We start from the raw sequence: 25,935 nt of genomic DNA on the forward strand, positions 1-25,935 counted from the left end.
GCAGCTGACACCATACTCGGGTCTGAGATGTCGTCTATCTGCTTGGGGGACCAGCGCTTGGCTTATGATAAGCGAGCGCATCTTCTCTGTAAGCGCAAGGGACCAAGAGCCGCCTTTCCGCCCTCTCCCTGCCATGGGGCGGGCAGCTGCTCTCCTTTGGGCCGCACAGGCCCTAAAGCGTTTGCGCGCTCGTTTTTCTCGATCTTGTGGCAGATAGTGGATCTGTCCCTGCCGATCTTGCGTGCGATACACCTGATGAACTTTCCTTGTGCCACGCAGCTCGGCTATGCAATCTTCCTCCTGTGGGTTTGAGATGCTTGTAGTGCCGGACTTTGGTTTTTCGATCCCCGATATGGTGCTATGGGGCCCTTCAGCCGCGCTTCCTGCCGGCAGAGGGGCCCTTCCCTTCGCCGCGCAGCATGGGCGAGCGTGCATGAGGAGATTGCCTTCACGTCGCCTTCGGTGAGGTTGAAGTGCAGCAGCGGAGGCCCTGTCCTTGACGCCAGCTCCTCGATGATGGGGCTTCTCCTGGATATGTTGGCATATCTCCTGTCGGAGGTGCGGCACACATCGAGGCCGCGGCAGAGCCCCATGATGTCTCTGGAGGAGAACCTATCTCCCAGCACCTTCATCTGCAGGAGCCTCATGAGCAGCACGGCGATGTAGCACACGAGGAAGTGGCCCGTGATCGTGCTTTGCCTCTGGAGATAGACGGGCCTAGCATCGAGCTTGGACTTCATCACCCTGAAGCTCTCCTCGATCCTCCAGAGCCTGTGGTAGGTGCTGTATATGGCCAGGGGCTCCATCATGGTCTTCGAGGTCACGATCATGCTGTAGCCTGCCAAGGCCTTCGCCTTCCTGATGGCCTCGTGGTTTAAGGTGGCCGCGACCTTCATGTCCTTCCTGAGCTCGCCCTCGCCGTCGACGGGGGAGAAGGTGACATACTTCGCGCTGTCGCCATAGTCGGACCTTTTCGCGGCTGCCGCCTTAAGCGACCTCGCCTTCTCCACCTGCCGGTCTATCTCGTATTTCTGCTTCCTGGCAAGCGAGGGGCTGTACGTGACGACGCGTCTCTCTAGGAGCTCGACCTTGCGCCTTCGTCCACGAACGTGTACCTAAAGTCGTCGTCGGCCACCTTGTAGCGAAACGATGTCTCGCCCCTTCCGTCGGGGACGTCTGTCCAGCCGTCGCCGGAGAGCGCCCACGTGCGCTCCTTGGCGGGAAGGGTCTTCACCGACTTCGAGAAGATGTAGCCGTCCCCTGCAAGCACGGCCCTGGAGATGTTCGCCGCACAGCTGAGCCCCTTGTCGGTGACCCGCATGGTCCTGCCGGACATGGAGCTTCTCTCCTTCATCTGGGCGATGCACCTTCCGAGCTGCAGCCTGTCGCTCTCGCTTTTGGGAAACAGGCTCATGGCCACCGGGATGCAGTCCGCATCGAGAAGAAGCCCTATCGCGACTGTCGGCTCCGGCCTGTGCTCCTTGGAGGGCCCCTTCCTTCTGAAGGAGTCCTTGCGGTCTATCTCGAAGTAGAAGTTCGTGCAATCGAAGTAGGCCAAGGACATGTCGTGGCCGAAGGCCTCCTCCACGTGCGCATTGTAGATCTCGACGACCTTGTCGTACTCATCGCCCAGATAGGCGAGCCCGTCTCAGAGCTGGTCCAGCGTGAAGGATGCGTCCACGCCCTCCATCTGGGGCAGCACGTCCTCGAAGGTCCTGAGCTTGGAGCAGGGCCATGTCGCCTGCAGCTACAAGCGCCGTGTCCTCCGCCTTCAGGGCGAAGTGGCCGAGGTGCCTTGCGGCGGGGACATCGGAGATCTCCCGCACCCTCTCCCTCTCCATGCCGGCCTTCCGCTCGGCATTCATGCGGGCCACCTCGCGCTTGTAATGTGAGACGGGGTCGGCGATGCCCTTCTCCTTCAGCTCGTCCTCGTAGCCTAGCGCCTTCACCGACCTGTTCGCGGTATGCCTTCGCTCGGGGTCCCAGTGGCTCTCGTATATCTGGAGATAGAGCCCTTTCTTTGTTGCGCGTCCTCGTGAGGAAGTAGGCCATCTTCCACTCCCTGTCAGACGAAAGCACCATAGCACCGCATATAGATGACGCCAGGAAATTCCCCACAGATCAAGCATCGGAGTATAAAAAAGCCAGCTCAGGGCTGGCTTTTCGGGTTCCGGACCATGTTCCGGGTCCTGAAGAATCGTGGTGCTAAACGCTAAAGACGGGATCTGCTCGGCCGACTCCGCGAGCAGATCGGCGTTGAGCGACTTCTGCAGCATGAGCTTGAACTCCTCCCCACTGGAATCTTCGAGCAGCCGCATTATCTCGTCCTGGTTAAGTGTAATATTGATCTGAGCCATGTTCGGGCCTTCAAGTCTCCTTGTTCTCTGGCGATTGCAAATGATACTTGGAACCTGAGCCTCTGGCTCGTTCCTCTATTTACACCACTTTACGGACGTGACCGCACCGGTTATACTCAATGGTGGTGCTGATATGAGCTGCGACCTCGTCTTCGGCGTTCTTGGTGTTGGCAGCACTAAGAACCTTTGGCCACCAGTATAAACCCGCCCGCCTTATTTGAACTGCCTCCCATTTCCTGGACATAGGAAATGGGAGGCATATTCATGCATACCGATCTGAGGGTCAAGCACGACATCGAGGCAAGGAAGAAGGCGGCAGAGCTCTTCGGGAAAGGGCGTGGATACAAGAGCGTGGCGAAGGAGCTCTCCATGCCGCGCAGCACCGTGAGAAAATGGCAGCAGATATGGAAGGCGTTCGGAAGCGAGGCGCTGCTGTCGATGGACGGCAAGCAGGCAAGGTATACATACGGACAGAAGGTCGCAGCCGCGAAGGCCGTCGTCGAGGATGGCATGTCCAAGGGCGATGCGATGGCCAGCTATGGCATCATGTCGCTGGCCCCGCTCGACAGGTGGTGTAGGGCATACCGCGATGGAGACGCTGAGGCCGAAGCCCAAGGGACGCCCGAAGGGATCGGGGGCCGCAGCGAGGCCGCTCACGCGCGAGCAGCAGCTCGAGCGCAGGGTTCAGCAGCTCGAGGCCGAGGTGGCGTACCTAAAAAAACTGCGGTCCCTGGCCGGAAGGGGAAGGATCTGACCAGGGCGAAGGCAGAGGCCGTGCATGCGCTCGCGCAGGAGGGCTACAGGCTCGACGACCTGCTGGCGGCAGCGGGCCTCGCGAGGTCGACGTACCACTATGCGCTCTCCCATCCCGCCAGACCCACCAGGCCAAAGCTCTGGAAGCGCGTGGCGGAGATATTCTCGCGCTGCCCCAACGGATGCGGCCACAGGGAGATAGCCATGTGCCTGCGCAGCGAGGACGGAGCGCGCATAGCCGACAAGACGGTGCTCAAGATCATGCACGAGATGGGGATATCCTGCGACATCAGGCGCGAGACTGACTACCACAGATACAACTCGTACAAGGGGGTCGTAGGCAGCACCTTCGAGAACCTGCTGGGACGCGACTTCGCGGCCGAAGGGCCATGGGAGAAGATGGGGACGGACGTGACGGAATTCAGGTGCTCGTTCGGCAAGGCATACCTCGCGCCGCTCTACGACTTCTCGAGCAGGGAGATCGTCGCATGGTCCATATCGGAGCACCCCGACATGGCGCAGCAGATGGACATGCTCTGCATGCTCATAGAGAAGCTCCCCGCATGGAAGCATCCGCTGCTCCACAGCGACATGGGATGGCAGTACCAGCATGAGGCCTATTGCTCCAAGCTCGAGGGGGCAGGGATCGTGCAGAGCATGTCCAGGAAGGGCAACTGCCTCGACAATGCCTGCACCGAGGGCCTCTTCGGCCATATGAAGGACGAGTTCTTCCGCGGGAATGACTGGGACACGTTCGAGGCGTTCAAGGCAGACCTCGAGGCATATATAATCTTCTGGAACACCCGCAGGCGCCAGAAGGCGCTCGGCGGCCTGACCCCAGAGGAATTCCGGAACCAGGCCGTCTAGGTTCAGTCTCTATTAGGGCGTCCAGGATTTGGGGCGCAGTTCAATTCCGGTAGGGCGGGCTTTTTCTTTCTAATCGCAGACTAGTCGCGACGAGACCCTACGTACCACGTCGAGGTAGTCCCCCTCGACACCATCCTCGCAATACGTTATGGCCCTGACGCTCTGCATAACCCAGCGCTCCCGCACCAGGCGCGCCAGTGCCACTGGCTGTGCCCTGAACTCGTCTGCGCCCTCGCGCGCCTGCCACGTGCCGCGAGCCACGCGGACGTTGCCGTAAGGCTCCACGAAGGCACCCACGCGGTCGTACAGCTCGTCCGCTGTGGCCCCATGTGCGGCGGCCCTCTGCTCGTCGAACTCTATCTCGAAGCGCCACGGCCTCCTGCGCTCGACCTCCCCGGCCACGAGGCCGCTCACGTACTCGCCGAGGCTCACACCAGCCCTCGCGGCCTGCTCGGACGCCACCCGTGCCGTCCGCTGCGCAAGCTCGACCGAGACCGTCACCGTGCCATCGTCACATGCCATGCCGCTCGACCCCAAGCAGCTTGTCGGCCAGCGCCGCGCGGGCATACGCGCTCGTGCTCATGCCTGCACTCTTAGCCTCGCGCTCGACGGCCCTCTTCATACCGATCGGTACCTTGATCGAGATGACCGCCGTCCCCTCGGTCGAGAGCGGCGGGCGACCGTGCACGACACCACCCACGGTGCGCTCGCCCTCCGGGAACTCACCGCGCTCGTAGGCATCGCACCAGCGGTCTATCATCTCCTCGGTTATCTCCTGGCCGTTGGCGGCGACCCACGTCCGCTCGCTCATAGCGACTTCCTCTCTGTGTCCTCTATCTCTCTCGCGAACTTCCTCTGCACTGGCGCCATGGCGTGTATCACAAGCCAACCAGAGACCGTCTCGGCCGCTATCAGCTCAACGTCCCTCCCATCGGCCAGCCAGCCGACCATAAGCCATCTAGGGAGCTTCTGAGGGCTCTGGCGCATGATGCTCTTCGTCACTGACCCCCATGCCTGAAGCACCTCTCCACGGCTTAGGTGCTTCAGGGCGTTCGGATGAATCTCCGGCTTCATCACGCCCCTTTCGTCATACCTATAGTATACCCTTTTAGCACCACAATCCTAGCACACTAAAGCGTACCGAAAAGACCTCAATGGAGTAGTGCGGCGTTGCACCACCCCAGCGGTGTGCAAGATGTAGGAAGCGTACGTACAAATTCAACTTTAGTGGAGTTTGTATATACGCTTCCATCTTGCCCCGGCGGCGGGGTCTAGGGATGACGCGGCGGCGCGTCATCGAGGGTCAGCCGCGCCAGGCGTCGCACAGACGGCGCCACCGGCTCTCAAACTGGCCTAAAAATACGGCCACTCTGACCTGCGTTTGTCACCTGTCACAGACTATTTAGGTCGTAGTACCTAAATAGTCTGTAGCGGTCTTGTGCATGGTCACAATAACCGCAATACCATAGAAGACCTGCGAAACATGCACCCCAATTTAACTGGGAAAACTTTACGTTACCGCAGGTAAACAGGGTTCGGGGTTCGGATGCCCCCTGCGTGGGGGTCGTAGAAAGACCCCACGCAGAAAATCAAAAACGAACCCCCTCTGAGTGGTAAGTTCGTTAACACCCAGGGAAAGGGTCGATGGGAGAGGTGCGTCTCATCGACCCTTGCCACAGTCTCTCATGTAGCTCAACCGCTGCGTCAACTACGCAATCCACGGATCTGCGCCTAGGGAAACGATGATTAATGCCCATAACGTGTCAGAGGGGACCGACCACACGACTTTTCTAGGCCGGTATGCGGGGAAGGCAGAAAAGGTTGCTCATCCAGCACGTGCAGGAGCCGCTATCTTGGCATTTGTCCTGCCCCATGCACCGCAAGAAGGCTCCAAGACGGATCAAGCAACGCTGGGAGCCGGGAGGTGCAGCCTGCCGGCAAAAGATGCACATGGGTAAGGTTTGCAAGGGCGAGAGAGACTCGAGTGTGCAGGCATCTTCTCTATCCTTCTGTAGCGCTTCCTTAAGGGGTCGAAGCGCCGCTTCACGATAAGGAAGGGATGCTCTACCTTTGAGCGAACGGAGGCCTTCCTGGACTCGATGCCTTTTTCGGCTGAGAGTGCACAGTTAAGACCCTTTATGGTCGAAGGTTTCCTTGCGACACTCCAGCGCATAGATGAGAGGTGTGGGTCTTTATGCGTCGGTGGATTAGCATTCTGAGTGCAACACAATGACCCGCTGAATGCAAGCGTGGCACACTCCGGAAGGCTACGATGTTGGTTGTCTAGTCAGCGTCGAAAGCTAAAAGGAATGTGCCACTACACACATCTTAAGCCCTCAGGAGAGGGACTGCATAGCCGAGCTGCGTGGCACAAGGGAAGGTCAATTGTCTATATCGCGGCAGAGATCGGCAGGGACAGCTCCAGCATCTGCCGCGAGCTCAAAAGGAACGCACGGCACGGACACTTTAGGGCATGTACTGCCCAAAAGGAGGGCGGATGAGCGCCGCAGGAGATGCAGGGCGAAAAGGCGGCTTTCAGACCCTGCGCTCGCACGGAAGGTGCGCTTACTCATCATGGACAGACACTGGTCCCCCGAGCAGATAGACGGCAGGCTCAGGCTCGAGGGTGGCGGCAGATGCGTCGTTGAGCCTGCCGACTATTCTACCGGGAGGTCCATACAGGCGCCCTCGAGCTGCCGGGATCCGGCCCCGAAGGCCAGATGCGGCGCCACCTGCGCAGGAAGGGGCCTAAGACCAAAGGCAAGATCGAGATCTCACACAGCGTAAAGGAGAGGCCCAAGCAGGCCGATGCGAGGTCTTGCCTCGATGACTGGGCAGACGACACGCTCGTGGCAGCGGACCCGTGTGCCTGCTCGTGCTTGCCGACAGGGCAGTGAGGCTGCTTGCCGCGAAGAGAGCCACCACGACAGCGGGAGCGTCTCTAAGGCCGAGGTCGGGCTTTTGCAGGGACGTCCCCTTGAGACGCTCACTTCCGGATAGGGGCAAGCAGTTCGCAGGGCATACAGATGTCACAGATGCCCCTTGAGGCGTGCAGTTCTACTTCTGTGACCCTCACCATCTATGGCAGAAGCTAACAGTTAAGAACACCAACGGGCTCCTGCGCAAGTTCTTCCCCTAAGGGCACAGACTTCGGCAAGGTCACAAACGAGGAGGTGCAGCATGCGGTAGAGCTGATCTGTGACAGAGCGAGGAAGGTCCTGAAATACAGGACAGCCAACGAGGTCTTTAGGGAGATGTTGCACTCAGCTTGACAATCTGCCGTCCTTAAGGGCGCTTCGCTATACCTATATAGCCTAAAGTCTGCGCAGCAGAACCTGTCATCTTCCCTTAACGAGTGCATGTGCCTGGGATATGTCGGATACATTCTAAGCGGTCGTCTCTACAGCATGCACAAGGCCGCTGCCCGCATCCACGCCGATATGCGCCTTGTATCCGAAATGCCAGTTCTTCCCTTTCTTGGACTGGTGCGCTTTAAGGGTCGCGCGCATGGTCCTTGTTCTTCGTTAAGCTTTAAGGCCCAGGTGAAGGTCGCATCCACCATAGAGCCGCCCCGCGCCGTGATCCCTGCCTTTTCGAGCTCTAAGTCCAGGTGCAAAGCACAAGCTTTGCCGAACTCCTCTCGCTTTAAGGCTATGGCGGATCTTCGCGCTCGTCGTAGCATCTGGCACCTGCGCCTGCATGAGGTCTACGTGCACAGAAGCGCTGCCAGGAGTGGCAATCCAGGATAGCATCTTTAAGTTCCCTCGTCTTAAGAGAGCAAACATTACCTAAAGCAGGATACATCCTAAAGCTTTGTCTTTGCAGCGCGCACATGCCTGCCACGCGCCTGTCAATGGTAGCTGGTATCTACCAGAACAATCCAGCTATCCCACACAACGATTGTATCCATCCGCTCCAGGAATGCCTCCCGCCCAGTCTTTCTCCTTAGACCTTAGGATTTAAGGTCCTAAAAGCTCATCTGTCTGTCCATATCTGTCTTTTGGATATGCAGGAATGTGTGGATGTAGCTATACCATATCCAGAAGACAGATAGGCATTTATGTGGGTATGGGCACTGCGTGGTTCGAGACATTTTAAGCCGATGTCATACAGCGTGCGGCTCCACTGGCCTCATCGAGGCGAATTGATCATCGTTTCCCTAGAAACAGCGAAGAGCCCAAAAAATGAGAGGGTTAGGGTTTACACCCGGTTCCCTCTTTGGTATGCTTACGTATGTATCAAGGAGCCTCTCACAGCTTCTCCATATATGGACACTGACTATCTATACAGATTAAATAGGGTGTTCAGCTAAATATACTATTTTAATTTTTATGTCAAGCGCTGAGCTTGACTGTATTGGTATCTTTCTCTATATTACTAGCTTGCGGCATAATGCCGTGAATGTGACTGTATGAAGGAGGAAGTGCCTGGTGCATACCGCAAAGTCTTCCAAAGCCCAATTCCAAAAACGTCAGCGTGTAAGTTTTAGCAAGATTCCGCCAGTAATGGAGTTGCCGAACCTCATCTCTGTACAAAAAGAGTCTTACCATCGCTTCATGACTGAGGGGCTCGCCGAATCATTCGCAGAGTTTTCGCCTATCGAGAACAACGCAAATACCATGGAAGTCACCTTCGGCGATTTCCAATTTGGAGATCCTGCTCACACGATGGATGAATGTCGTGCGAAGGACATCACCTATCAAGCACCTCTGCTGGTCGATGTCAAATTCGTCAATAAGGTGACCGGCGAGATCAAAGAGCAGCTTGTCTTCATGGGCGATTTCCCGCTCATGACTGAGCGCGGTACCTTTATCGTCAATGGCACCGAGCGCATTGTTGTTTCTCAGCTTGTCCGTTCCCCGGGCGTCTATTTCTCCCAGGAGACCGATAATGGGGTACTCACCCATCATGCGCAGTTCATCCCTGCTCGTGGTGCCTGGTTGGAGTTTGAGGTCGATAAGCGTGGACAGCTTGTCGTCTCTATTGACCGCAAACGCCGCCAGAGTGCAACACTTCTGCTCCGCGCTCTTGGCATCGCTGAGAGCGACGATGAGATCATCAACCTCCTCGGTGATACGGATGTCATTCACTCCACGATCGAGCGCGATTCTGCAACGACGCGTGAAGACGCACTGCTTGAGATCTACCGCCGTCAGCGCCCTGGTGAGCCGCCTACAGTTGACTCCGCAAAGGCACTGCTGAATGGTCTGTACTTCAACCCGCAGCGCTATGACTTAGCCCGTGTCGGCCGCTATAAGATCAACAAGAAACTCGGCTTTGACTCCGAAACCCATACGGAGCGTACGCTCACCAATGAGGACATCGTCACCGCGCTCAAGTATCTGCTTGCGTTGCACGCTGGCGATACCACCAAGAAGACCGACGATATCGACCATTTCGGTAACCGTCGTGTCCGTACGGTCGGGGAGTTGGTACAGAACCAGTTCCGCATCGGCCTCTCCCGTATGGAGCGTGTCGTCCGGGAGCGTATGGCTTCACAGGATGCGGACGATATCACCCCGCAGAGCCTGATCAACATCCGCCCGATTGTAGCAGCTATCAAAGAATTCTTCGGTTCCTCTCAGCTTTCACAGTTCATGGACCAGAACAACCCACTGTCCGGTTTGACGCATAAGCGCCGTCTGTCCGCTCTGGGACCTGGCGGCCTGGCAGGACATAAGTCCGGGTCCAGCCGTCGTACCAATGTTCCTACTGCGGTCCGCGACGTCCACAACTCGCACTATTCCCGTATGTGCCCGATTGAGACCCCTGAGGGCCCGAACATCGGCCTGATCGGCTCACTCGCACTCTACGCGCACGTCAATGAGTACGGCTTCATCGAGGCACCGTATCGTCAGGTGATCGACGGTAAGGCAACCGACAAGATTGACTGGATGACCGCAGACGAGGAAGAGGACCACAACATCGCCCCGGCAAACACCCCGATCGACCCGAAGACCGGTCAGTTCGTCGAACGTGACCCCAAGACCGGCAAGCTTGCTTTGGCACAGCGCGTCGTTGCGCGTACCCGCGACTTCGACGGTTCCTTCGGTGCGCTGGCAGAGGTCGACGTCGATACCGTTGACTACATGGATGTCTCCCCGAGACAGTTACTCTCGGTCGCAGCTAACCTGATTCCGTTCCTAGAGCACGACGATGCTAAGCGTTCCCTCATGGGCGCAAACATGCAGCGTCAGGCAGTGCCCCTGATCCGTTCCCATGCTCCATTTGTGGGCACCGGCCTTGAGTTCAGAGCAGCCCTTGACTCTGGCGAACTGATCAGCGCTGAGCATGAAGGCGACGTCACGGCCGTCGATGCAGCGCATGTCGAGGTCACGACTGCTGACGGTCAGGTCGACACCTACAATCTGCCGAAGTATCAGCGTTCCAACCAGTCAACCTGCATCAACCACCGCCCGATCGTGCACGTGGGCGACCACGTCATTGAGGGCGAGCCACTGGCTGACGGCCCTTCTGTCGACCAGTCAGAGCTGGCACTGGGTACGAACCTCACCGTGGCGTACATGCCGTGGGAAGGCTACAACTACGAAGACGGCATCATCGTTTCCGACCGTCTTGATCGCGACGATCTTCTAACCTCCATCAATATCTCCCGCCACGAGATCGATGCTCGTGACACGAAGCTCGGACCTGAGGAGATCACCCGCGAGATTCCGAACCTATCTGAGGACATGCTCGCAAACCTCGACGAGGATGGCATCATCCGCATCGGCGCTGAGGTTGGACCGGGTGACATCCTGGTCGGCAAGGTCACCCCGAAGGGCGAGACCGCGCTCACCGCTGAGGAGCGCCTCCTGAGGGCAATCTTCGGCGCCAAGGCCCACGATGTCCGCGACACCTCACTGAAGATGCCGCACGGTGCCTATGGCCGTGTCGTCGACGTTGTCCGCTTCAGTCGTGAGGCGGGCGACGAGCTGTCGCCAGGCGTAAACGAGCTCGTTCGTGTCTTCGTGGCACAGCGCAGAAAGATCCAGCAGGGCGATAAGATCTCTGGCCGCCACGGCAACAAAGGTGTTGTGTGCCGGGTACTCCCGATGGAGGACATGCCCTACATGGCAGACGGTACGCCGATCGACGTGCTGCTCGACCCGCTGGGTGTCCCGTCCCGTATGAATGTCGGCCAGCTGCTCGAGTGCCACTTGGGCTGGGCTGCCGCACATGGCTGGGACCAGGAGTCCGATCACTCTGAGCGTTACGTCCCCGGCCCGACCTACGTGTCTACGCCGGTTCTGGATGGCGCAACCGACAAAGAGGTCGCCGACGTTATCCAGCGCACCAACATCAACCTGATGAATAAGGCCAAGCTGGACTACGGTGACCACATGATGAGCGAGTTCGTCCCGCAACTGAATATCCAGGGCAAGACGACCCTGTATGACGGCAGAACTGGTGAGCCTTTCAAGAACAAGATCACGGTCGGCGTGAGCTACATCCTGAAGCTCGGCCACATGGTCGACGATAAGATTCACGCCCGTGCAACCGGCCCGTACAGCCTGGTTACCCAGCAGCCGCTCGGCGGCAAGGCGCAGTTCGGCGGCCAGCGCTTCGGTGAGATGGAGGTTTGGGCACTGTATGCATACGGTGCAGCCAACGTCCTGCAGGAGCTCATGACGGTCAAGTCCGACGATACCAACGGTCGTGTGAAGACCTATGAGGCGATCGTCAAAGGTGAGAATGCCCCGAGGCCGGGTATCCCTGAGTCCTTCGAGGTACTCGTCAAAGAGGTCCGTTCCCTGGCGCTCGATATGGAGCCGATCTCCTATTCAAAGCGGGGGGACAAGGGCTCAGGGTTCCACGATCACACCTCGACCGAGAAGAATCCGGCAGAGGTCTTCGCGAACAACGATGCTGACGAGCTGATCGGCGGCAAACCGGAGAATACAGGTCACAAAAGTGACGAAATTTTAATTGGTAACTCTACGGACAAGAAGGAGTAACGGTGGCAGATTTCGATACCACAGATTTTGATGCGGTTAAGATCTCTCTCGCTTCTGCTGATACTATTCGCAGTTGGTCTCACGGTGAGGTTAAGAAACCTGAGACGATTAACTACCGTACCCTCAAGCCTGAGAAAGACGGACTGTTCTGCGAGAAGATTTTCGGTCCGACCAAGGACTGGGAATGCGCTTGCGGAAAATACAAAGGTATCCGCTTCAAAGGTATTGTGTGCGAGCGCTGCGGCGTTGAGGTAACGAGCGCGAAGGTCCGCCGTGAGCGGATGGGCCACATCGAGCTTGCCGCGCCGGTCAGCCACATCTGGTACTTCAAGAGCCCGACTTCATTCCCCCTGTCCCGTCTTCTTGACATCAAGAGCAAGGACCTGGAGAAGGTTCTCTACTTCGCTTCCTACATCATCACTGATGTCGACACCCAGGCCCGTGACACTGACGCCGCTGACCTGAAAGAGGAGCTCGCTGCTGACCTCGAAGAGCTCGACGCTGAGCGCGACGATCAGATCGACCGCGTCAAGGCGCAGGGCGCCGATCAGGGGGGCTCCGAGTTTGACGGCGTTGAGCCGCTCTCTGAGGATGAGATCAAGGCTGAGGTGGCTGACCTCGAAGCTGAGTATGAGGAGGAGAAGAAGCTCCGCCAGGATGCTTACAATCAGTTCATGCAGCTCGAGAAGCGCCAGCTCATCTCCGATGAGTCACTCTTCACCGAGATGAAGCGCTATTACTCCATCTACTTCAAGGGTGGCATGGGTGCTGAGGCTATCCGTGATCTGCTCAAAGGGATTGACCTTCAGGAGGAGGCCAAGAAGCTCCGTGAGATTGTCAACAACGAGAACTCCCAGAAGCAGAAGCGTGAGAAGGCTATCAAGCGCCTCGAGATCGTCGATGCCTTCATCAAGGGCGGCAACGATCCTGCGAACATGATTCTGGATGTTATCCCGGTTATCCCGCCTGATCTGCGTCCTATGGTGCAGCTCGACGGTGGCCGCTTCGCAGCCTCTGACCTGAACGACCTCTATCGCCGTGTCATCAACCGCAACAACCGTCTGAAGCGTCTGCTCTCTCTTGACGCTCCTGACATCATCGTCAACAACGAGAAGAGAATGCTGCAGGAGGCCGTCGACGCCCTGTTCGATAACGGTCGTCGTGGCCGCCCAGTCACCGGCCGTGGTGGCAGAGCGCTCAAGTCCCTCGCTGAGTCCCTCAAAGGCAAGCAAGGCCGCTTCCGTCAGAACCTGCTGGGCAAGCGTGTTGACTACTCCGGTCGCTCCGTCATCGTCACGGATCCGCAGCTCAAGATGCACCAGTGTGGTCTGCCGAAGACCATGGCGCTCGAGCTTTTCCGCCCGTTCGTGATGCGCCGTCTGGTGGAGCTTGGCAAGGTCGAGAACATCAAGGGTGCCAAGCGCGCAATCGACCGTCAGCAGCCGGCTGTCTGGGATGTGCTCGATGAGGTGATCAAGGACCGTCTGGTCCTCTTGAACCGTGCACCTACCCTGCACCGCCTGTCTATCCAGGCCTTTGAGCCGGTTCTGGTCGAAGGTGAGGCAATCCATCTGCACCCGCTGATCTGTGCACCGTTCAATGCAGACTTCGACGGTGACCAGATGTCCGTCCACGTGCCACTGTCTACCCAGGCGCAGACTGAGGCCCGTGTACTGATGCTTTCGACGAACAACCTGCGCTCACCGGCATCGGGCAAGGTGCTGACCGTTCCTTCACAGGACATGGTCTTCGGTGTCTACTATCTGACGACTGAGAAGAAAGGCGTCGCCGGGGAAGGCAATGTGTATGCCAACTTCGAGGATGCTGTCAATACGATCTCCAACGATGTTGACCTGGATATGCAGGCGAAAGTTACCGTGCGTGTGTATCCGGCTGACGCTAACACCGAAGAGGGCGGCAGAAAGATCTTCCGCGTCAAGACCTCTGCGCACGACGTGCAGGATTACGACGTGACCGATGGCCCGATCCACTTCGAGACCACCGCTGGCCGCATTGTCTTCAACCGTTCCTGCCTGCCTGCGGATTTCCCCTTCATCAACTACAAGATGGTCAAGAACGACATCTCACAGCTCGTCAACGAGTGCTGCGACCGCTATACCAACGCACAGGTCGAGCCGATCCTCGACGCAATCAAGTCCATCGGCTTCCACTATGCGACGATCTCGGGACTTACCGTCTCCGTGTGGGATGCTGTCATCCCACCTGAGAAGCAGGAGATGCTCGATGCCGCACAGGCGAAGGTCGACGAGATCAACGAGAACTACGAGGATGGCTTTCTGACCGAGGAGGAGCGCCACATCGAGGTCGTCAATGCGTGGACTGTCTGCACCGAGGCGCTCGGCACCAAGATGCTCGACGGCTTCAGCGAGGACAACCCAATCTACATGATGGCGGACTCCGGCGCTCGTGGTTCCAAGACCCAGTTGCGTCAGCTCGCCGGCATGCGTGGCCTGATGGCTGATATGTCCGGCGACACCATCGACCTGCCGATTAAGTCCAACTTCCGTGAGGGTCTGCAGCCGCTGGAGTACTTCATCTCCACCTACGGCGCCCGTAAGGGCCTGGTCGATACCGCGTCGCACACTTCTGATTCCGGTTATCTGACCCGTCGACTCGTCGATGTCGCCCAGGACGTTATCGTTCGCGAAGAGGACTGCGGCACCGATGAGGCCTGCACCTACAACATCTTCCTGCCCGGCACGAAGAACTTGAACACCGACCTGATCGGTCGCTGTACCCTGCACGATGTGGTTGACCCGAAGACCGGTGAGGTCCTTATCAAGGCCGGCGACTACGTCACGAGCGCAGACGATCTGCAGAACTTGGCAGACCACGGCCTGAAGAAGGTTGAGCTCAGAGCGTTGCTCACCTGCAAAGCCAGGAACGGCGTCTGCCAGAAATGCTACGGCTGGGATCTTTCTACCCGTCGGCCAGTCAACATCGGCACCGCTGTCGGCGTTATCGCCGCGCAGTCCATCGGTGAGCCGGGTACTCAGCTGACCATGCGTACGATTCACTCCGGTGGCGTCGCAGGCGCCGAGGATATTACCCAGGGCCTGCCAACCGTTGCTCGTATGTTCGACGTTGTCGGCAACATCAACGAGAAGATCTTGGGCCGCGAGGCTGACCTGGCTCCCGCCTCTGGCACGCTGCGCATCACGACCGAGGGCACGCAGTACCTGATGCAGATCGTAGATTCCGACGATAACAGCCGAGTTTTGACTGAGAAGCGGATCCCGGCATCCGTACGCTTCATGCCTGAGATCGAGGACGGCGTACAGGTGCGCGCTGGCGAACAGCTGACCCGTGGCTTCGTCAACTTCAGAAAGCTTCGTAAGCTGACTGACATCGAGTCGACGATGCACACCTTCGTCAACTCCGTCAAGGAGGTCTACAGCTCCCAGGGCGTCGATCTGAACGACAAGCACATTGAGGTTATCGCTCGTCAGATGTTGCGCCGCGTCCAAGTTACCAACTCCGGTGACTCCGACTACCTGCTCGGCCAGTACGTTGACCGCTATGTCTTCGCAGACAAGGTCCGCGAGATCACGCTTGCGGGCGGTACGCCTCCTGAGGCAGAACCGGTTATTCTGGGTACGCTCAAGGTCGCGAGCTCCATTGACTCCTGGCTCTCCAGTGCCTCCTTCATCCGTACTGCGGGTGTACTTACCGAGGCTGCTATCAAAGGCGAGGTTGATCACCTCCAGGATCTGAAGTCCAACATCATTGTTGGCAAGAAGATCCCGGCTGGCACCGGCCTTCCGGCTTACGAGGACGTCGAACTTACCTACAAGGGCAAGCGCGTTGAGCCGACGAGCCCGAATGCCAAGACGCTGCCTGAGTGGGCTCCGGATGACTTGAAGGCCATTGAGGATAAGCTGCCGAAACATGAGCTCTCCTGGGTCGGCGACGACTACAACGGATACGGCGGAGTCTATTCAAAGAACGGGCGTACGCTCAGCTCTGAGGACGCAAAGCTCTATCTGTACGATGACCTCGGCGTGTCACAGCGCTGGACCAATAAGTTCTCCGAGGAGGGCATCGAGACGGTCGGTGACCTGATCGGCAAGACTGAGGATGATCTTCTGAGGATTGACGGTATCGGTGCAAAGGCTATCGAGGAGCTCCGCGACGGCCTGCAGAAGCGTGGCCTGCTCTATATCCTGGAGCCGGACGACAATGAGGCGGACTCTGAGGATCTGACCCAGCTGCTGAACATCGTGTTCTCACCGGATGCGGACAACGACGTGATGCTCGGCCAGGCGGCACCGTCGACTCACCAGTACGACGATGAGCTGATCGGCGGCCCGACTCAGACCAAGAAGGAGGACGACAAGAACTCTGATGTTATCAACGAGGACCTGTCTTCCTTGGACGATCTGCTGAGCGAAGTCGTGAAGAACGAGGCTGAGCACGATAAGGAAGAGAAGAGGAACAACCACTAATCACTGATCCAGTTCTTGGTGTGTGGGACCTGCTGCGAATGCGGTGGGCCCCACGTTTATTTTGTGAAGCCTAGCCCGGCATTCCAGGCTTTGCCGATCTCCTCTCTGATCGCATAGTAGCCATTGCGTATCTGATCGAAGGCGAAGGCGCGTACCTTGCTGGCGTCGATCTCCCTCTCTCAATAAGTGCTGTAAGGCTGTGTCTGTACCTCGACGAGCTTGTACTCGAGTGTAATCGGGGGCTCCTCGATGATCGGTGCGTCTACACGCTCGCTCTTGTGTGCGTGGAGCTCTGAACGCTCAAACTTGTCCGGAGTGTTGCTCGAAGAGGCAGTGCCAAGGTAGTCGGACTGCTTGAGGGTGTCGGTATCGGGGACCGCTAGCGTGAAGGCCTTCTGTGCCTTGATATTCGTGAGCGTTTTGCGCTCTATTTCCAAGCTCAGGGCAACCATATTCTGCGCAACGACGCCGCCCATGCCATCATCATTACAGCGACGGTGTCATCCCTGTTGTAGGTCCCGATCATGTAGGTCGGCATCGGGAACCGGTAGGGCTGTGGTTTAAAGTCTTTTGCCATCGCTCGTCCCTTTCAATGGAGGCCAGACAGGTCCTTACCTCTATGTCCAGGGCTGTATGAGTGCAAAATCAAGTACGCACATTGAGGTTACGTACTCACTTAAAGGAAAGCGAACCATCGACAGAGCGATGGCATACCGGCCAGATTATTACGGTCGAAATCCCTTCTTGCAGTGTGCTGACATCTGTCCTGCCTAAGGGCCAACTAGGCTAATAACTGGATGCGAGAGCTTGGCCACCATACGAGAGCGCGATGGCGGGCAGCGGCGCTCTTGCGATGTGGTAGTCCTTGGCGGCACTGCTGACTAGCGCTGCCAAGGACTTATCACCCATCTATGGAAGATGGAGGATGCCCGCAGTGTCCACCACGCCCAGAGGCGGTACTGGTGAGTCTTCACTCACGCCTGCTTGAAGGCTCGCGATGGGATGGCAAAAGGAGCACTACGAAAGGCTGCATCGGCAGGGTGGAGAGGCCGAGGCGGCGCTCTTTGATGCCTTTGAGCACAGTTCCTGCCCGAGGTGTGGTTCGAGGTGAATAGCGATGCTCGGCCATGAGCTCCAAAGGGTGCGCCGCTGGCGCTGCAATGCGTGCGGGTGCACCTTCATACCGACCAGCAGGATGATCTTCGAGGACAGAAAAGCTCTCTGTCCAGGGATGGGGAGAATTCCTGCTTACCCTCATATCCTTCGAGAGCCTCTCCGGCATAGCTCGGTGCAACCGCAGGTCCCAAACCACCCCTCCCTATCAGCTCGTCAAGCTCTTCGTCCAGATAGACGAGATGATGTATGCCGTGCCCATCTTCGAGAGAGCTCTCGTGCTCGAGGGCAGGCATACCGCTAGGTACTTAAGGAACAACACCTGCATCACCCTCGCTTATAAGGAGCAAGACAGAGGGCCCGTCGGCCTTCTGCATGGCTTAAGACAGGGCAAGCCGAGCGGCGAGTGCGCCTGTGTCACCTATTGCTCCACTCTCACGTAGGGCCTCACTCTCGTCTATGACAAGAAGTACTCTTACAGCACCATCGTGAGGAAGCTCGATCTTACAAGTGAGGCCTGCGGCTCTTACATCATCAAGAAGCTTGCCGACAGTGAAAACCCGCTCTGGAAGGTGGAGCGGCTCTGCTTCCTCTTGAGGCTTGTCTTCGATACCCACACCGGCTTTCAGCAGCTCTAGCCTTACAGGCTAGCTCGATCTCTTCTTGACCATGATGGATCTGTCGAAGACAGGCTCTAGAAGGCAGCGATGGTCCTTGCCCAGGCAGTGTCTTTCCCAAATACGCTTGGATGCCGTGACTGCTGGGGATAGAAGCTCCGCTCAGACGAATAGGCGGCAGCCGGATTATCAACACGTTGCAGGAAGGGATTTGAGCTTGCTTTGTCTGGTGGTTCTGTCGAAACCAGCACGCCAGACAGAGACAAAGAGGTCGCACAGCGCAGCGATATCACACAAACACCGGGAGCCGAGCTCTACTTCTGCCTGCCCCATCACCTATGGCAAAAAGCGACTGTTGAAAAACACCTGCGGTCTTATCCGGGAGGTGGTCGAACCTGTAAGACAGGGAAAGCCTGATCTTTTCTGAATCCCCTCCCGTCCGGGCAGCACCATTGAAGGGCACGCAGCCTCGCAGACGATGCTCCTGTACCATTTGTGCCGGCGTATCGCAGCTAAACCCATAGTGGATCCGCTCTTCGTTGTACCACGTAACAAGCTTCTCGATGGTCGCCTTTAAGCTCTGGCGAGCGTACTGTACTCCTCCTGCCGCAGGCATTTGCCCTTGAGCGTCTTGAGCTATCTTTTCATGAGGGCGTTGTCCCTCCATTTGACCCTTTCTGTTCAGGCTCTGCTCCACATGCATAGAGGCGAGCAGCGACTGCGTACTTATAGAAGCCAAACATACCTCCCTACCCAAAGTTCATGATGGAGAGGGTCACGTGCTTTACGAAGGCCTGCCTGGCGCAGGCGACAATCTCTTTGGCACGCATGGTGTCAAAGGGCCTCCAGGAGACGATGTAGCGGTTGAACCGATCGATGACGGTCGCCAAGGTAGGTATGCCTTTCCTCCCTGTCTGGACGTTTGTGGAGCAGACCTGGTTGGAGAAGAGGACCTTCTTGCCCTTCAGCAGGTACGAGACCCACCTCGACTCCCTGCTGGGCGCCGAGAGCAGGCAGCAGGGGCAGATACCTATGAGCTTTCTCAGCCTGTAAGCGGGTGGCGCATACCTCACCCTGCCTCTTTAGCATCCTCGTGCCGAATGTGGGGCTCACGATATGGATGTGGTCTATCTCGGCCGCGCGCCGCTCGTCCTTTACAGACCATATATCCGCGCCACTGCCTTCTTCCCCTGCCATATCGCGCTAGGCACTTACCCTGCTCACGCCGGATAGCTTGCAGGAGAGCTGCCTGAAGAGGCCTTCCGGAAGCTCTCCTGTTGCCTCACGCCTTGGGGTTCTATCCGTTCCTGTCGCAAAACCGCTAAAGGGAAGTCGTGTTTCAACGGTAGAGCTGCCCAATCGGCGTCCGGGCTTTATCGTATCGCCTTCGCGCGGTCTTCTTTTGCTCTCTCGTCCTGTTGAATACGGTGTAGGCAGTGCCAAGCAGCTCGTCTTTTCGTGAGGGTGTAAGCGACGGGTTCACGTCTGTGCTTTACGGCAACCTGTAAGAGTGTCTTTTGCTTCTTCGCCACCTCCAGCGCGACTGCCATCTTGAAGCTCGCACTGTATGCCTGTCTTTCTTATGGTCTTCTACATCCTTGCTGTACAGTCTGTGTCCTTTGGAGACATCTTTGCGGGATTTGAAAGGATGGTCAAATCGATGTCTCAGAATCGCCAGCCATATCACTCATACGGCTTGTGGCCCTGTCTTACTTGAGCAAGACGATACCCACCAACTGAATCGCTGCATGTTCAGTCAAACAACCTATCACACACCTATGGTTCTGACGTACGAGAGAACCTCTCATCTATTGCAGAAGAACAACAAGCGCCTCTGGCCACTTGAGGAAGGAGATTGTGCGAAATTAATTTACATACAAAAAGGGCTTTACTTGTCTATGCAGGGGCTATAAATTGAAAACAGGTAAAACTTCCTGAATACAGTCTCAGAGCAACGAAGCGATTTTCCATATAGCATTGAAGGTCGCTCTTGGATGTGCCGACGTGCGAGGAAGGTTGCCGCGCGGGGATATCTGAGAGGAGGCACAGATTCATGGGACAGGATGCTGCAGGCGTTCTGCAGAGGCAGGATGCCGGGTCCCGCAGGGCAGAGGGGAAGCATCCCGGATCTGCCTTGAGATATGCAAGCGAAGAAGATGGACAGTACAGCTGCCTGGATTACGAGGCAGCAGCTGCTGCAAAGAAGCTCGAGGGCCGCTATGGCTACCGCATCGCGAAGCGTGCCTTCGATATCGCATTCAGCCTCCTCGTGATTGCCCTCTTCGGTTGGGTCTACATCATTACGGCCATAGCGATCAAGTGTGATAGCGAAGGCCCTGTCCTCTTCAATCAGGAACGCATCGGGAAGGATGGTAAGCCCTTCAAGATGTACAAGTTCCGCTCGATGTATACCGATGCAGAGGAGAGGCTCGAGAGTCTCAAGGACCTGAATGAGAAGGATGGACCGGTCTTCAAGATCAAGAACGATCCGCGCATCACCCGTGTTGGCCACTTCATCAGGAAGACGAGCATCGACGAGCTGCCGCAGTTCTTCAATGTCCTCAAAGGTGACATGTCCATCGTGGGCCCGCGCCCGGCGCTTGCCCGCGAGGTCTGCCAGTACACGCCCTACCAGCACCAGCGTCTCCTCATCAAGCCGGGCATCACTTGCTACTGGCAGACGCGCAGGAACAGAGACGACATCAGCTTCGACGAGTGGGTCGGGCTCGATCTGCTCTATATCAAGAAGTGCAGCGCCTGGTCAGACATCAAGCTCATCGTTGAGACGGTAGGTGCCGTGCTGATGGCGCAGGGAAACTAGGAAATCGAAAAGCGGAAGTCATGGATGACCTCCGCTTATTTTAGGCTCTTCGAAACTTCTAGTGGGTAGCACGACAGCGCCGCATTGAGTTCGCAGGTCCCCAACGGCAGTATTTCCCCAACAGATGGTTCTTGTCGGGGAAGTCAAAGATGAATACGCAAGCAGGCATGCCAGCACAGCTCTTCGAGCGCTCGATGGAGCCTTGGAGAGGAGTGGAAGATCTGCGATGTCTGGTTTAAGGAGCGCAGGGACACACCCGATGAGCCCCACGTCAGGGTCGCCCACAAGAGAATCTAGGCTGTGGAGTGTCCCGTCTGCCACAGGAGCTGCACTACCTGTGGCACCCGCGAGAGGACCTTGTGGTACCTCGACATCTAACAATACGATACCATCGTGCACGGAGCAGTCCCCAGGGCAGACTGCCCTGGGAGGTGGCGTCCCTACTCCCACATCAGCGCCCTTTTCAAGGCCCAGCTGATCGCGATGGCGCTCTTTGGCATGAGCGTTACGGCGATAAGCCAAGCAGCTCAAGCAGCCCGACAGCCGCATCTAAACGATGCTCAGGTGCGCTGTCCTTGAGGCAGGCAGTCCTTAAAGACTACTTAGATGTCAGCAGGGTCAGCCTCGACAAAGAAAGGGTGGTAGCCATCATTGAGGAACCAGCTACGATATGGGCTAAGGCCTACTCCTGAGGGGTTGGCGAGAAGATGCCCAATGCCTCTCAAAGCGTCGAGCGCTTCTATGTGATGCAGCTCTTCTCAAGGGCCACAGACAAAGTGAGGTGCACAGAAAGGCGCAAGACAGACGGGAAGCGTCGTATGCTTACAGGGACCGACTACGTCTGGCTCAAGGGCGAGGAGAACCTGACAGAGCGCCACAGGGCCAGCAGCTCGACCCAAGAAGGAGCCACCTGTAGCGTGTGCTCCTGCCAGATGGCAAAAGGCCATGCACGTCTGTACGTCCCCAAAGCGTGCGTCTGACACCGCAGCTCCAGACAAGCACATCTTTTGGATCATGCACTCCAACGTGGAGTAGATGAAGACGCTGGCCAAGACCCTCAGAAAAAGAGCGCGAGGTGATCTTAAACTGGTGGGACAAAAAACTCCACCAACGCGATCCTAGAGGGTCTCAACTCTCCTGTCCAGAGTCCATCAAGCGGGCAGCAAGAGGCTTTAAGGACACGTCCTACTTTGAGACGATGATCTTGCTCAGGCTGGGAAAGCTCGACTTCTTAGCTCAGACATCCCTGGCCTGTGCTACCAACTACAAACGCGGAAGAGCCCGATTTTCCCGTCAACCACCGCTTCAAGGACTTTCCTCGGGTTACCGCCAAAGAAGGTTCCTGAGATGACCACGTTGGTGTCAATCACTATTCTCACGCGTGCCTCTTTGCTCTAACGGACTTGATAACGTCGTCTACGTCAGACTCCTGGTAGCCAACCGACTTGGTCCATGCCTGCGCCTCGTCCAGCCTGGCACGGAATTCCTCGGCGGTGGGCATCTGAATCCTCTTGAGCATGATGACATCACCAGAGGTGTATATGGCAAGTTTGTCGCCACTCTGAATCGAAAGCTCCTTGCGCAGCTTTGCAGGCAGCACAACTTGGCCTTTGGAAGAAACAGTAAGAACGTCTGCGCTCATGATAACTCCTTAGGTAAGAAATTCTTACATATAGTATACCCATCGCAGAACTGTCCAGTCATGAACGTGGAATTGTGAGTAGAAATGAGCCGAATGCGTCCTGTTCTACACCGCTGACGAGAGGTTGGATCAAGTATGCCGGTCGTCCGCTGACTTTAGGCCCCTGCCATCGCGACGGTCGAGGTGGCGCTCAAGCAGGCGGTGGCAAATAGCATGGGGACGATATGCCTCGCGTCGGAGGGACACGCGAAGGCCGAGTGCACGGGCGTACAGCCCGTGCAGCGGTAGACCACACCCGCCGAGGGGGGCTGTCTGCATCGCCGGTCCCGACCCAAACACACCGGCATTAGCAGCCCGAACGAATATATCCGCGCCCGATGTTCGGCGGGTCCCTCCCATTCCCTGGCGAGCACGCACAGGCGGTGCCGTTACGGGTCATGGTCCACCGTGACCTGCGAGAACCCCGCCTGTGCCAGGTAGTCGTGGAGCTGCCCTGCCGTGTAGATCTGCAGGCCGTCGATGATCTTCTTCCATTGTCATCGGAGGGGTCCGTGTCGTCCGACTTGTCCACGATGAGAAACGCTCTGCTGTCCACGAGCACGCGATACACCTCCGCAAAGCTCTCGACCGGACCCGGTCAGAAGTATACGGTCTCGAACGTCGTCGCTAGGTCGAGGGTGCCTCCCAACGGCAAGTGACTGACGTCTTCCTCCAGCAGCTCACAATGGCCCTCCGTCACGGAGGCCTGGTCGACCTGTGCAGTCTTTGCGAGTGATTCGGTGGAATAGTCGACGGCTACCAGGTGCGCGGCGGGGTACACCTGCAGCAGTTTTCCAACGTTGCAGCCACCTCCGCAACCCAGCTTGACGATGCTGCTGGCATGAATGCTACTCAAGTGGCCCATGCCCCAGTCCGGCACCTGGGCGTGCTTTCGGTTCATGCCGGCGAGTACGCTCCTGCCCAAGACACCTTCAGACTTGCATGTGTTGTTGAAGTACGTACGAAGAAGGCCCCATGGCGCCGCTTCCGATTGGTGTGCTGTTGTCAGTCTAGGCTAACTATCATTGTATACGAATGCGTGCCCGTGTCGTTCCGAAGGTCCCCGCGGCTTGTTCGGCCCTTTGGGTTAACCCCTGCATCGTCTGGTGCGGGGAAGCCTGCTACTCCTCGATATGCTCAGGCAGCCGAAGTAAAGAATGCAGTTTCCCTAGCGATGGCAAAGTACAACAATAAAATCCCATCTCTACAAATAGTGAAGGACTGCGAGAGGGTTAACTGTCGGCGAAGGAGGAACGCGGTTCTCGACGTCGTTGTCGAGACGGCGCGTGATGCAGGCGACTCCAGGTGAAAAATCGCGAAATTCCCTCTACTCGATGATGCTGGCACTAGTGAGAGCTCCTCGCGGCAATCGTCATGTATGTCTGTGTCTTTTCCATTTCTCGTTTCGTGGTCGGTCGTGAGCGTCACAGAACTCTCCTTGTTAGTGGTACATATCATTGACCTGCGCAAAGCGCATCTTCACATCGGTCTCGTGTGCGAGTCGTGAGAGCTGTTTTGCCTGTTCATGCGATGCGACAAAGAACATGTAGTCGTCGCTGTCAATATCAAAGTATCCCAAGGAAAGCCCACGCAGCGCCAGTTCGTGTTGCGTTATCGACTGCGTCCATGTCTCGGTGCTCCCGTTGGGTATCGTGCGGTTAAGCTTGCGCTCGACCTTATCCCCACGCGACACCTAAATCTTCCACATGATGCAGATGGGCAAGGCCTGGGATCAGCTCGTCCAGCTCCACCTTCCAGTTGAGTTCGCAGACATAGTCGGCATCGTACAGCATGTCGATAAGCATGATAATCAAGCTGCCATCGATTTTGTATAGTTCGGCCTTATCGCTATCGACTCCAATCATGCCGCACTCGTAGAGCTCATCTTCGTATCTGGCTATGAATTCCTCAGGGGTGTCGAAGTACAGCTTGAGATCGGACGCGACCCGCTCGTCTTCTCCCGAGATGAGACGCGCCATGCCCATGAAGCGCTCCTTGAAAAACGCACGGCAGTCACGCTCGATATCGGCGTACACCTTGTCACATTCCCCCCAGGAGAACAGGGCCGTATAAAGCTCACTTTTCCCTTCGAAGCGGTCTTGAATGGCAGGGAGGTAGATGGGATCGTAGTATACGTCGACAAAGCCGTGCACCACCGGATGCCGCTGCAGTAAAGTTTGCCATCGAGCATTAAGTTGAGATAGGCATAAGGCGTGTCCTCGCGCCTGCGCACGCTATCTTGCAGCCTCTGGCTTTCCTCGTCGTAAGGCTCGATGAAGTCGTGCGAGATGAGCCAGTTCACAAAGCAGCTGATGTACAGGGCGCTGCTCTCCCAGATCCTTTCGTCGTCCTCATCAGTGATGTCATCGGGACCCTTGCGGTGACGAGCGCGGTAGGCACTCAGAGCGCTGTCGTAGTGCCACTCGTAGGAATCCATCGTGAAGGGCTCGACCTTTTCGTCGGCCTGCGAGCCGATACTGTCGTAGAGACCAACGGATGCCGCTGGTCTCGAAGTACTTGACGACCCCGCAGTCACTTCTCCCTTCGCAGCCGACCCTTCTCCCGAACCGGCCGCTGTGAGCTTGCCGAGCTTGCCGCGGCGATAGTATGTCGTGCACGTAAGCGCGCCGATGAGAAGGACGAACGAGATTCCAATCCCGGCAAAGTATGCGTATCCCATCGGGGTATCTGCCCAGATGCCGTTGGGGGTTGGCATAGAGTTCTCCACCGCTTTCGCAGGCAGTAATGGTAGTGCCCCCTGTAGCCCAAGAGCTGTTCTTAAGCTATCGGGTGACCTGTCATATTTGACAGTGACAATGGCGGACGGTGTAATTTTGCCATTGAAGAATGCCTACTAGAGATGTTCTCGTCTCACACTGACCACACGTACCTCAACCTCGGTATAGCTGACCTGAGAGGATTCTGCCTGGAGCCTCAAGAACACGGTTCCGCAGACGACAAGTGCCACCAGCACCCATGCGACGATTGTCGCCGACAGGGTACCCTGCGTCCCAAACGATTTGCTTTCATGCAACTCCCATCCTTCAGGAAGATGATTTGAGCACGGGAATATTGGAAGCGCATTCTAGCATGCGCAAGCAATTCCTGTTCCGAGCTGAAGGCGACAAACGATGATATCCCGCTGAGCGCACGAGAGGGATACCTCGGTATCAGGCCAATAATGAAGGGGCGTATGGCTCAAGTGCTTGCAAATTGCACTAGGAGTTGTCTTGAACTGTTGAGGCCCGTTTTCCAATCATGACGTATGAATCAGCACACGTCTCGCCTTCACTTTCTACTGG

General features: G+C 57.1%; 26 protein-coding genes and 1 pseudogene. 11 read left to right on the top strand and 16 right to left on the bottom strand.

Annotated elements, in window-relative coordinates:
- Positions 1-284: 284 nt before the first annotated feature.
- The 3 genes from J4859_RS01270 to J4859_RS01280 form a co-directional block, all read right to left on the bottom strand.
- Entirely contained in the window at positions 285-1,010 is a 726-nt protein-coding gene (locus J4859_RS01270; RefSeq protein ID WP_212332045.1) for a hypothetical protein, read from the bottom strand.
- A gap of 65 nt (positions 1,011-1,075) precedes the next feature.
- Positions 1,076-1,588 (bottom strand): hypothetical protein, encoded by a 513-nt coding sequence (locus tag J4859_RS01275; RefSeq protein WP_212332048.1) that lies wholly within the window; start codon positions 1,586-1,588, stop codon positions 1,076-1,078.
- Positions 1,589-1,622: 34 nt separating this feature from the next.
- Positions 1,623-2,357: a hypothetical protein gene (locus J4859_RS01280; RefSeq protein ID WP_212332051.1), complete on the bottom strand. Its 735-nt coding sequence runs from the start codon at positions 2,355-2,357 to the stop codon at positions 1,623-1,625.
- A gap of 264 nt (positions 2,358-2,621) precedes the next feature.
- Here J4859_RS01280 and J4859_RS01285 point away from each other — a divergent pair, with 264 nt between their 5' ends.
- On the top strand, positions 2,622-3,977 hold the full coding sequence (locus J4859_RS01285) for an IS3 family transposase (RefSeq protein WP_212332054.1): 1,356 nt from the start codon (positions 2,622-2,624) through the stop codon (positions 3,975-3,977).
- Positions 3,978-4,046: 69 nt separating this feature from the next.
- Here J4859_RS01285 and J4859_RS01290 read toward each other — a convergent pair whose 3' ends face one another.
- The 3 genes from J4859_RS01290 to J4859_RS01300 all read right to left on the bottom strand — a co-directional run bounded on the left by J4859_RS01290 (position 4,047) and on the right by J4859_RS01300 (position 5,051).
- A complete protein-coding gene (locus J4859_RS01290) occupies positions 4,047-4,409 on the bottom strand; it encodes a hypothetical protein (protein WP_212332057.1) in 363 nt (120 codons plus the stop codon).
- A 79-nt stretch (positions 4,410-4,488) separates the two neighbouring features.
- A complete protein-coding gene (locus J4859_RS01295; RefSeq protein ID WP_212332061.1) occupies positions 4,489-4,788 on the bottom strand; it encodes a hypothetical protein in 300 nt (99 codons plus the stop codon).
- Positions 4,785-5,051: a hypothetical protein gene (locus J4859_RS01300; protein WP_212332063.1), complete on the bottom strand. Its 267-nt coding sequence runs from the start codon at positions 5,049-5,051 to the stop codon at positions 4,785-4,787. The genes J4859_RS01295 and J4859_RS01300 overlap by 4 nt, the downstream gene beginning before the upstream one ends.
- 1,235 nt (positions 5,052-6,286) lie before the next feature.
- Here J4859_RS01300 and J4859_RS01305 point away from each other — a divergent pair.
- The 3 genes from J4859_RS01305 (at position 6,287) to J4859_RS01315 (ending at position 7,023) form a co-directional block, all read left to right on the top strand.
- Positions 6,287-6,478 (top strand): helix-turn-helix domain-containing protein, encoded by a 192-nt coding sequence (locus J4859_RS01305; protein ID WP_212332066.1) that lies wholly within the window; start codon positions 6,287-6,289, stop codon positions 6,476-6,478.
- A 219-nt stretch (positions 6,479-6,697) separates the two neighbouring features.
- Positions 6,698-6,874, top strand: a complete 177-nt coding sequence (locus J4859_RS01310; protein WP_212332069.1) for a hypothetical protein — start codon at positions 6,698-6,700, stop codon at positions 6,872-6,874.
- Positions 6,841-7,023, top strand: coding sequence for a hypothetical protein (locus J4859_RS01315; RefSeq protein WP_212332072.1), 183 nt, complete (start codon positions 6,841-6,843; stop codon positions 7,021-7,023). Before J4859_RS01310 ends, J4859_RS01315 begins: the two co-directional genes overlap by 34 nt.
- A gap of 343 nt (positions 7,024-7,366) precedes the next feature.
- On the opposite strand, the pseudogene J4859_RS15905 reads toward J4859_RS01315, so the two are convergent.
- Positions 7,367-7,545 (bottom strand): annotated as a pseudogene (locus J4859_RS15905) (transposase); the annotation flags it as partial.
- A 937-nt stretch (positions 7,546-8,482) separates the two neighbouring features.
- Here J4859_RS15905 and J4859_RS01325 point away from each other — a divergent pair.
- Entirely contained in the window at positions 8,483-11,935 is a 3,453-nt protein-coding gene (locus J4859_RS01325) for a DNA-directed RNA polymerase subunit beta (RefSeq protein ID WP_249113712.1), read from the top strand.
- Between the two features lie 2 nt (positions 11,936-11,937).
- Complete coding sequence (locus J4859_RS01330) at positions 11,938-16,401, top strand: DNA-directed RNA polymerase subunit beta' (protein WP_212332084.1); 4,464 nt, start codon at positions 11,938-11,940, stop codon at positions 16,399-16,401.
- A gap of 179 nt (positions 16,402-16,580) precedes the next feature.
- On the opposite strand, the gene J4859_RS01335 is transcribed toward J4859_RS01330, so the two are convergent.
- Together J4859_RS01335 and J4859_RS01340 are read right to left on the bottom strand one after the other, a co-directional pair.
- Positions 16,581-16,877, bottom strand: a complete 297-nt coding sequence (locus J4859_RS01335; RefSeq protein WP_212332088.1) for a flavin reductase — start codon at positions 16,875-16,877, stop codon at positions 16,581-16,583.
- Positions 16,841-16,978, bottom strand: a complete 138-nt coding sequence (locus J4859_RS01340) for a hypothetical protein (protein ID WP_212332091.1) — start codon at positions 16,976-16,978, stop codon at positions 16,841-16,843. Before J4859_RS01340 ends, J4859_RS01335 begins: the two co-directional genes overlap by 37 nt.
- Positions 16,979-17,756: 778 nt before the next feature.
- Here J4859_RS01340 and J4859_RS01345 point away from each other — a divergent pair.
- Together J4859_RS01345 and J4859_RS01350 are read left to right on the top strand one after the other, a co-directional pair.
- On the top strand, positions 17,757-17,957 hold the full coding sequence (locus J4859_RS01345) for a hypothetical protein (protein ID WP_212332094.1): 201 nt from the start codon (positions 17,757-17,759) through the stop codon (positions 17,955-17,957).
- Between the two features lie 45 nt (positions 17,958-18,002).
- Positions 18,003-18,152, top strand: a complete 150-nt coding sequence (locus J4859_RS01350) for a hypothetical protein (protein WP_212332097.1) — start codon at positions 18,003-18,005, stop codon at positions 18,150-18,152.
- Between the two features lie 728 nt (positions 18,153-18,880).
- Here J4859_RS01350 and J4859_RS01355 read toward each other — a convergent pair.
- A complete protein-coding gene (locus J4859_RS01355) occupies positions 18,881-19,204 on the bottom strand; it encodes a hypothetical protein (protein WP_212332100.1) in 324 nt (107 codons plus the stop codon).
- 980 nt (positions 19,205-20,184) lie between these two features.
- On the opposite strand from J4859_RS01355, the gene J4859_RS01360 reads away from it, so the two are divergent.
- Positions 20,185-20,952 (top strand): sugar transferase, encoded by a 768-nt coding sequence (locus J4859_RS01360; RefSeq protein WP_212332103.1) that lies wholly within the window; start codon positions 20,185-20,187, stop codon positions 20,950-20,952.
- Between the two features lie 707 nt (positions 20,953-21,659).
- Positions 21,660-21,932, top strand: a complete 273-nt coding sequence (locus J4859_RS17350; RefSeq protein ID WP_212332106.1) for a transposase — start codon at positions 21,660-21,662, stop codon at positions 21,930-21,932.
- Positions 21,933-22,208: 276 nt separating this feature from the next.
- Here J4859_RS17350 and J4859_RS16625 read toward each other — a convergent pair whose 3' ends face one another.
- The 3 genes from J4859_RS16625 to J4859_RS01375 form a co-directional block, all read right to left on the bottom strand.
- Positions 22,209-22,331 (bottom strand): hypothetical protein, encoded by a 123-nt coding sequence (locus J4859_RS16625; protein ID WP_256436792.1) that lies wholly within the window; start codon positions 22,329-22,331, stop codon positions 22,209-22,211.
- Positions 22,328-22,594 carry an AbrB/MazE/SpoVT family DNA-binding domain-containing protein gene (locus tag J4859_RS01370; RefSeq protein WP_212332109.1) on the bottom strand — a complete coding sequence of 89 codons (267 nt, stop codon included), beginning with the start codon at positions 22,592-22,594 and terminating at the stop codon, positions 22,328-22,330. The genes J4859_RS16625 and J4859_RS01370 overlap by 4 nt, the downstream gene beginning before the upstream one ends.
- Positions 22,595-23,231: 637 nt before the next feature.
- Positions 23,232-23,558, bottom strand: coding sequence for a class I SAM-dependent methyltransferase (locus J4859_RS01375; protein WP_212332111.1), 327 nt, complete (start codon positions 23,556-23,558; stop codon positions 23,232-23,234).
- 249 nt (positions 23,559-23,807) lie between these two features.
- Here J4859_RS01375 and J4859_RS16630 point away from each other — a divergent pair, with 249 nt between their 5' ends.
- Positions 23,808-23,942 carry a hypothetical protein gene (locus tag J4859_RS16630; protein ID WP_256436793.1) on the top strand — a complete coding sequence of 45 codons (135 nt, stop codon included), beginning with the start codon at positions 23,808-23,810 and terminating at the stop codon, positions 23,940-23,942.
- 132 nt (positions 23,943-24,074) lie between these two features.
- Here J4859_RS16630 and J4859_RS01380 read toward each other — a convergent pair whose 3' ends face one another.
- The 3 genes from J4859_RS01380 to J4859_RS01390 form a co-directional block, all read right to left on the bottom strand.
- Positions 24,075-24,326 carry a hypothetical protein gene (locus tag J4859_RS01380; protein ID WP_212332114.1) on the bottom strand — a complete coding sequence of 84 codons (252 nt, stop codon included), beginning with the start codon at positions 24,324-24,326 and terminating at the stop codon, positions 24,075-24,077.
- On the bottom strand, positions 24,310-24,789 hold the full coding sequence (locus J4859_RS01385) for a hypothetical protein (protein ID WP_212332115.1): 480 nt from the start codon (positions 24,787-24,789) through the stop codon (positions 24,310-24,312). Before J4859_RS01385 ends, J4859_RS01380 begins: the two co-directional genes overlap by 17 nt.
- A gap of 698 nt (positions 24,790-25,487) precedes the next feature.
- Entirely contained in the window at positions 25,488-25,667 is a 180-nt protein-coding gene (locus J4859_RS01390; RefSeq protein WP_212332116.1) for a hypothetical protein, read from the bottom strand.
- Between the last annotated feature and the right edge of the window lie 268 nt (positions 25,668-25,935).

Source organism: Atopobium sp. oral taxon 416 (assembly GCF_018128285.1).
In the GTDB taxonomy this organism is placed as follows: Bacteria; Actinomycetota; Coriobacteriia; order Coriobacteriales; family Atopobiaceae; genus Olsenella_L.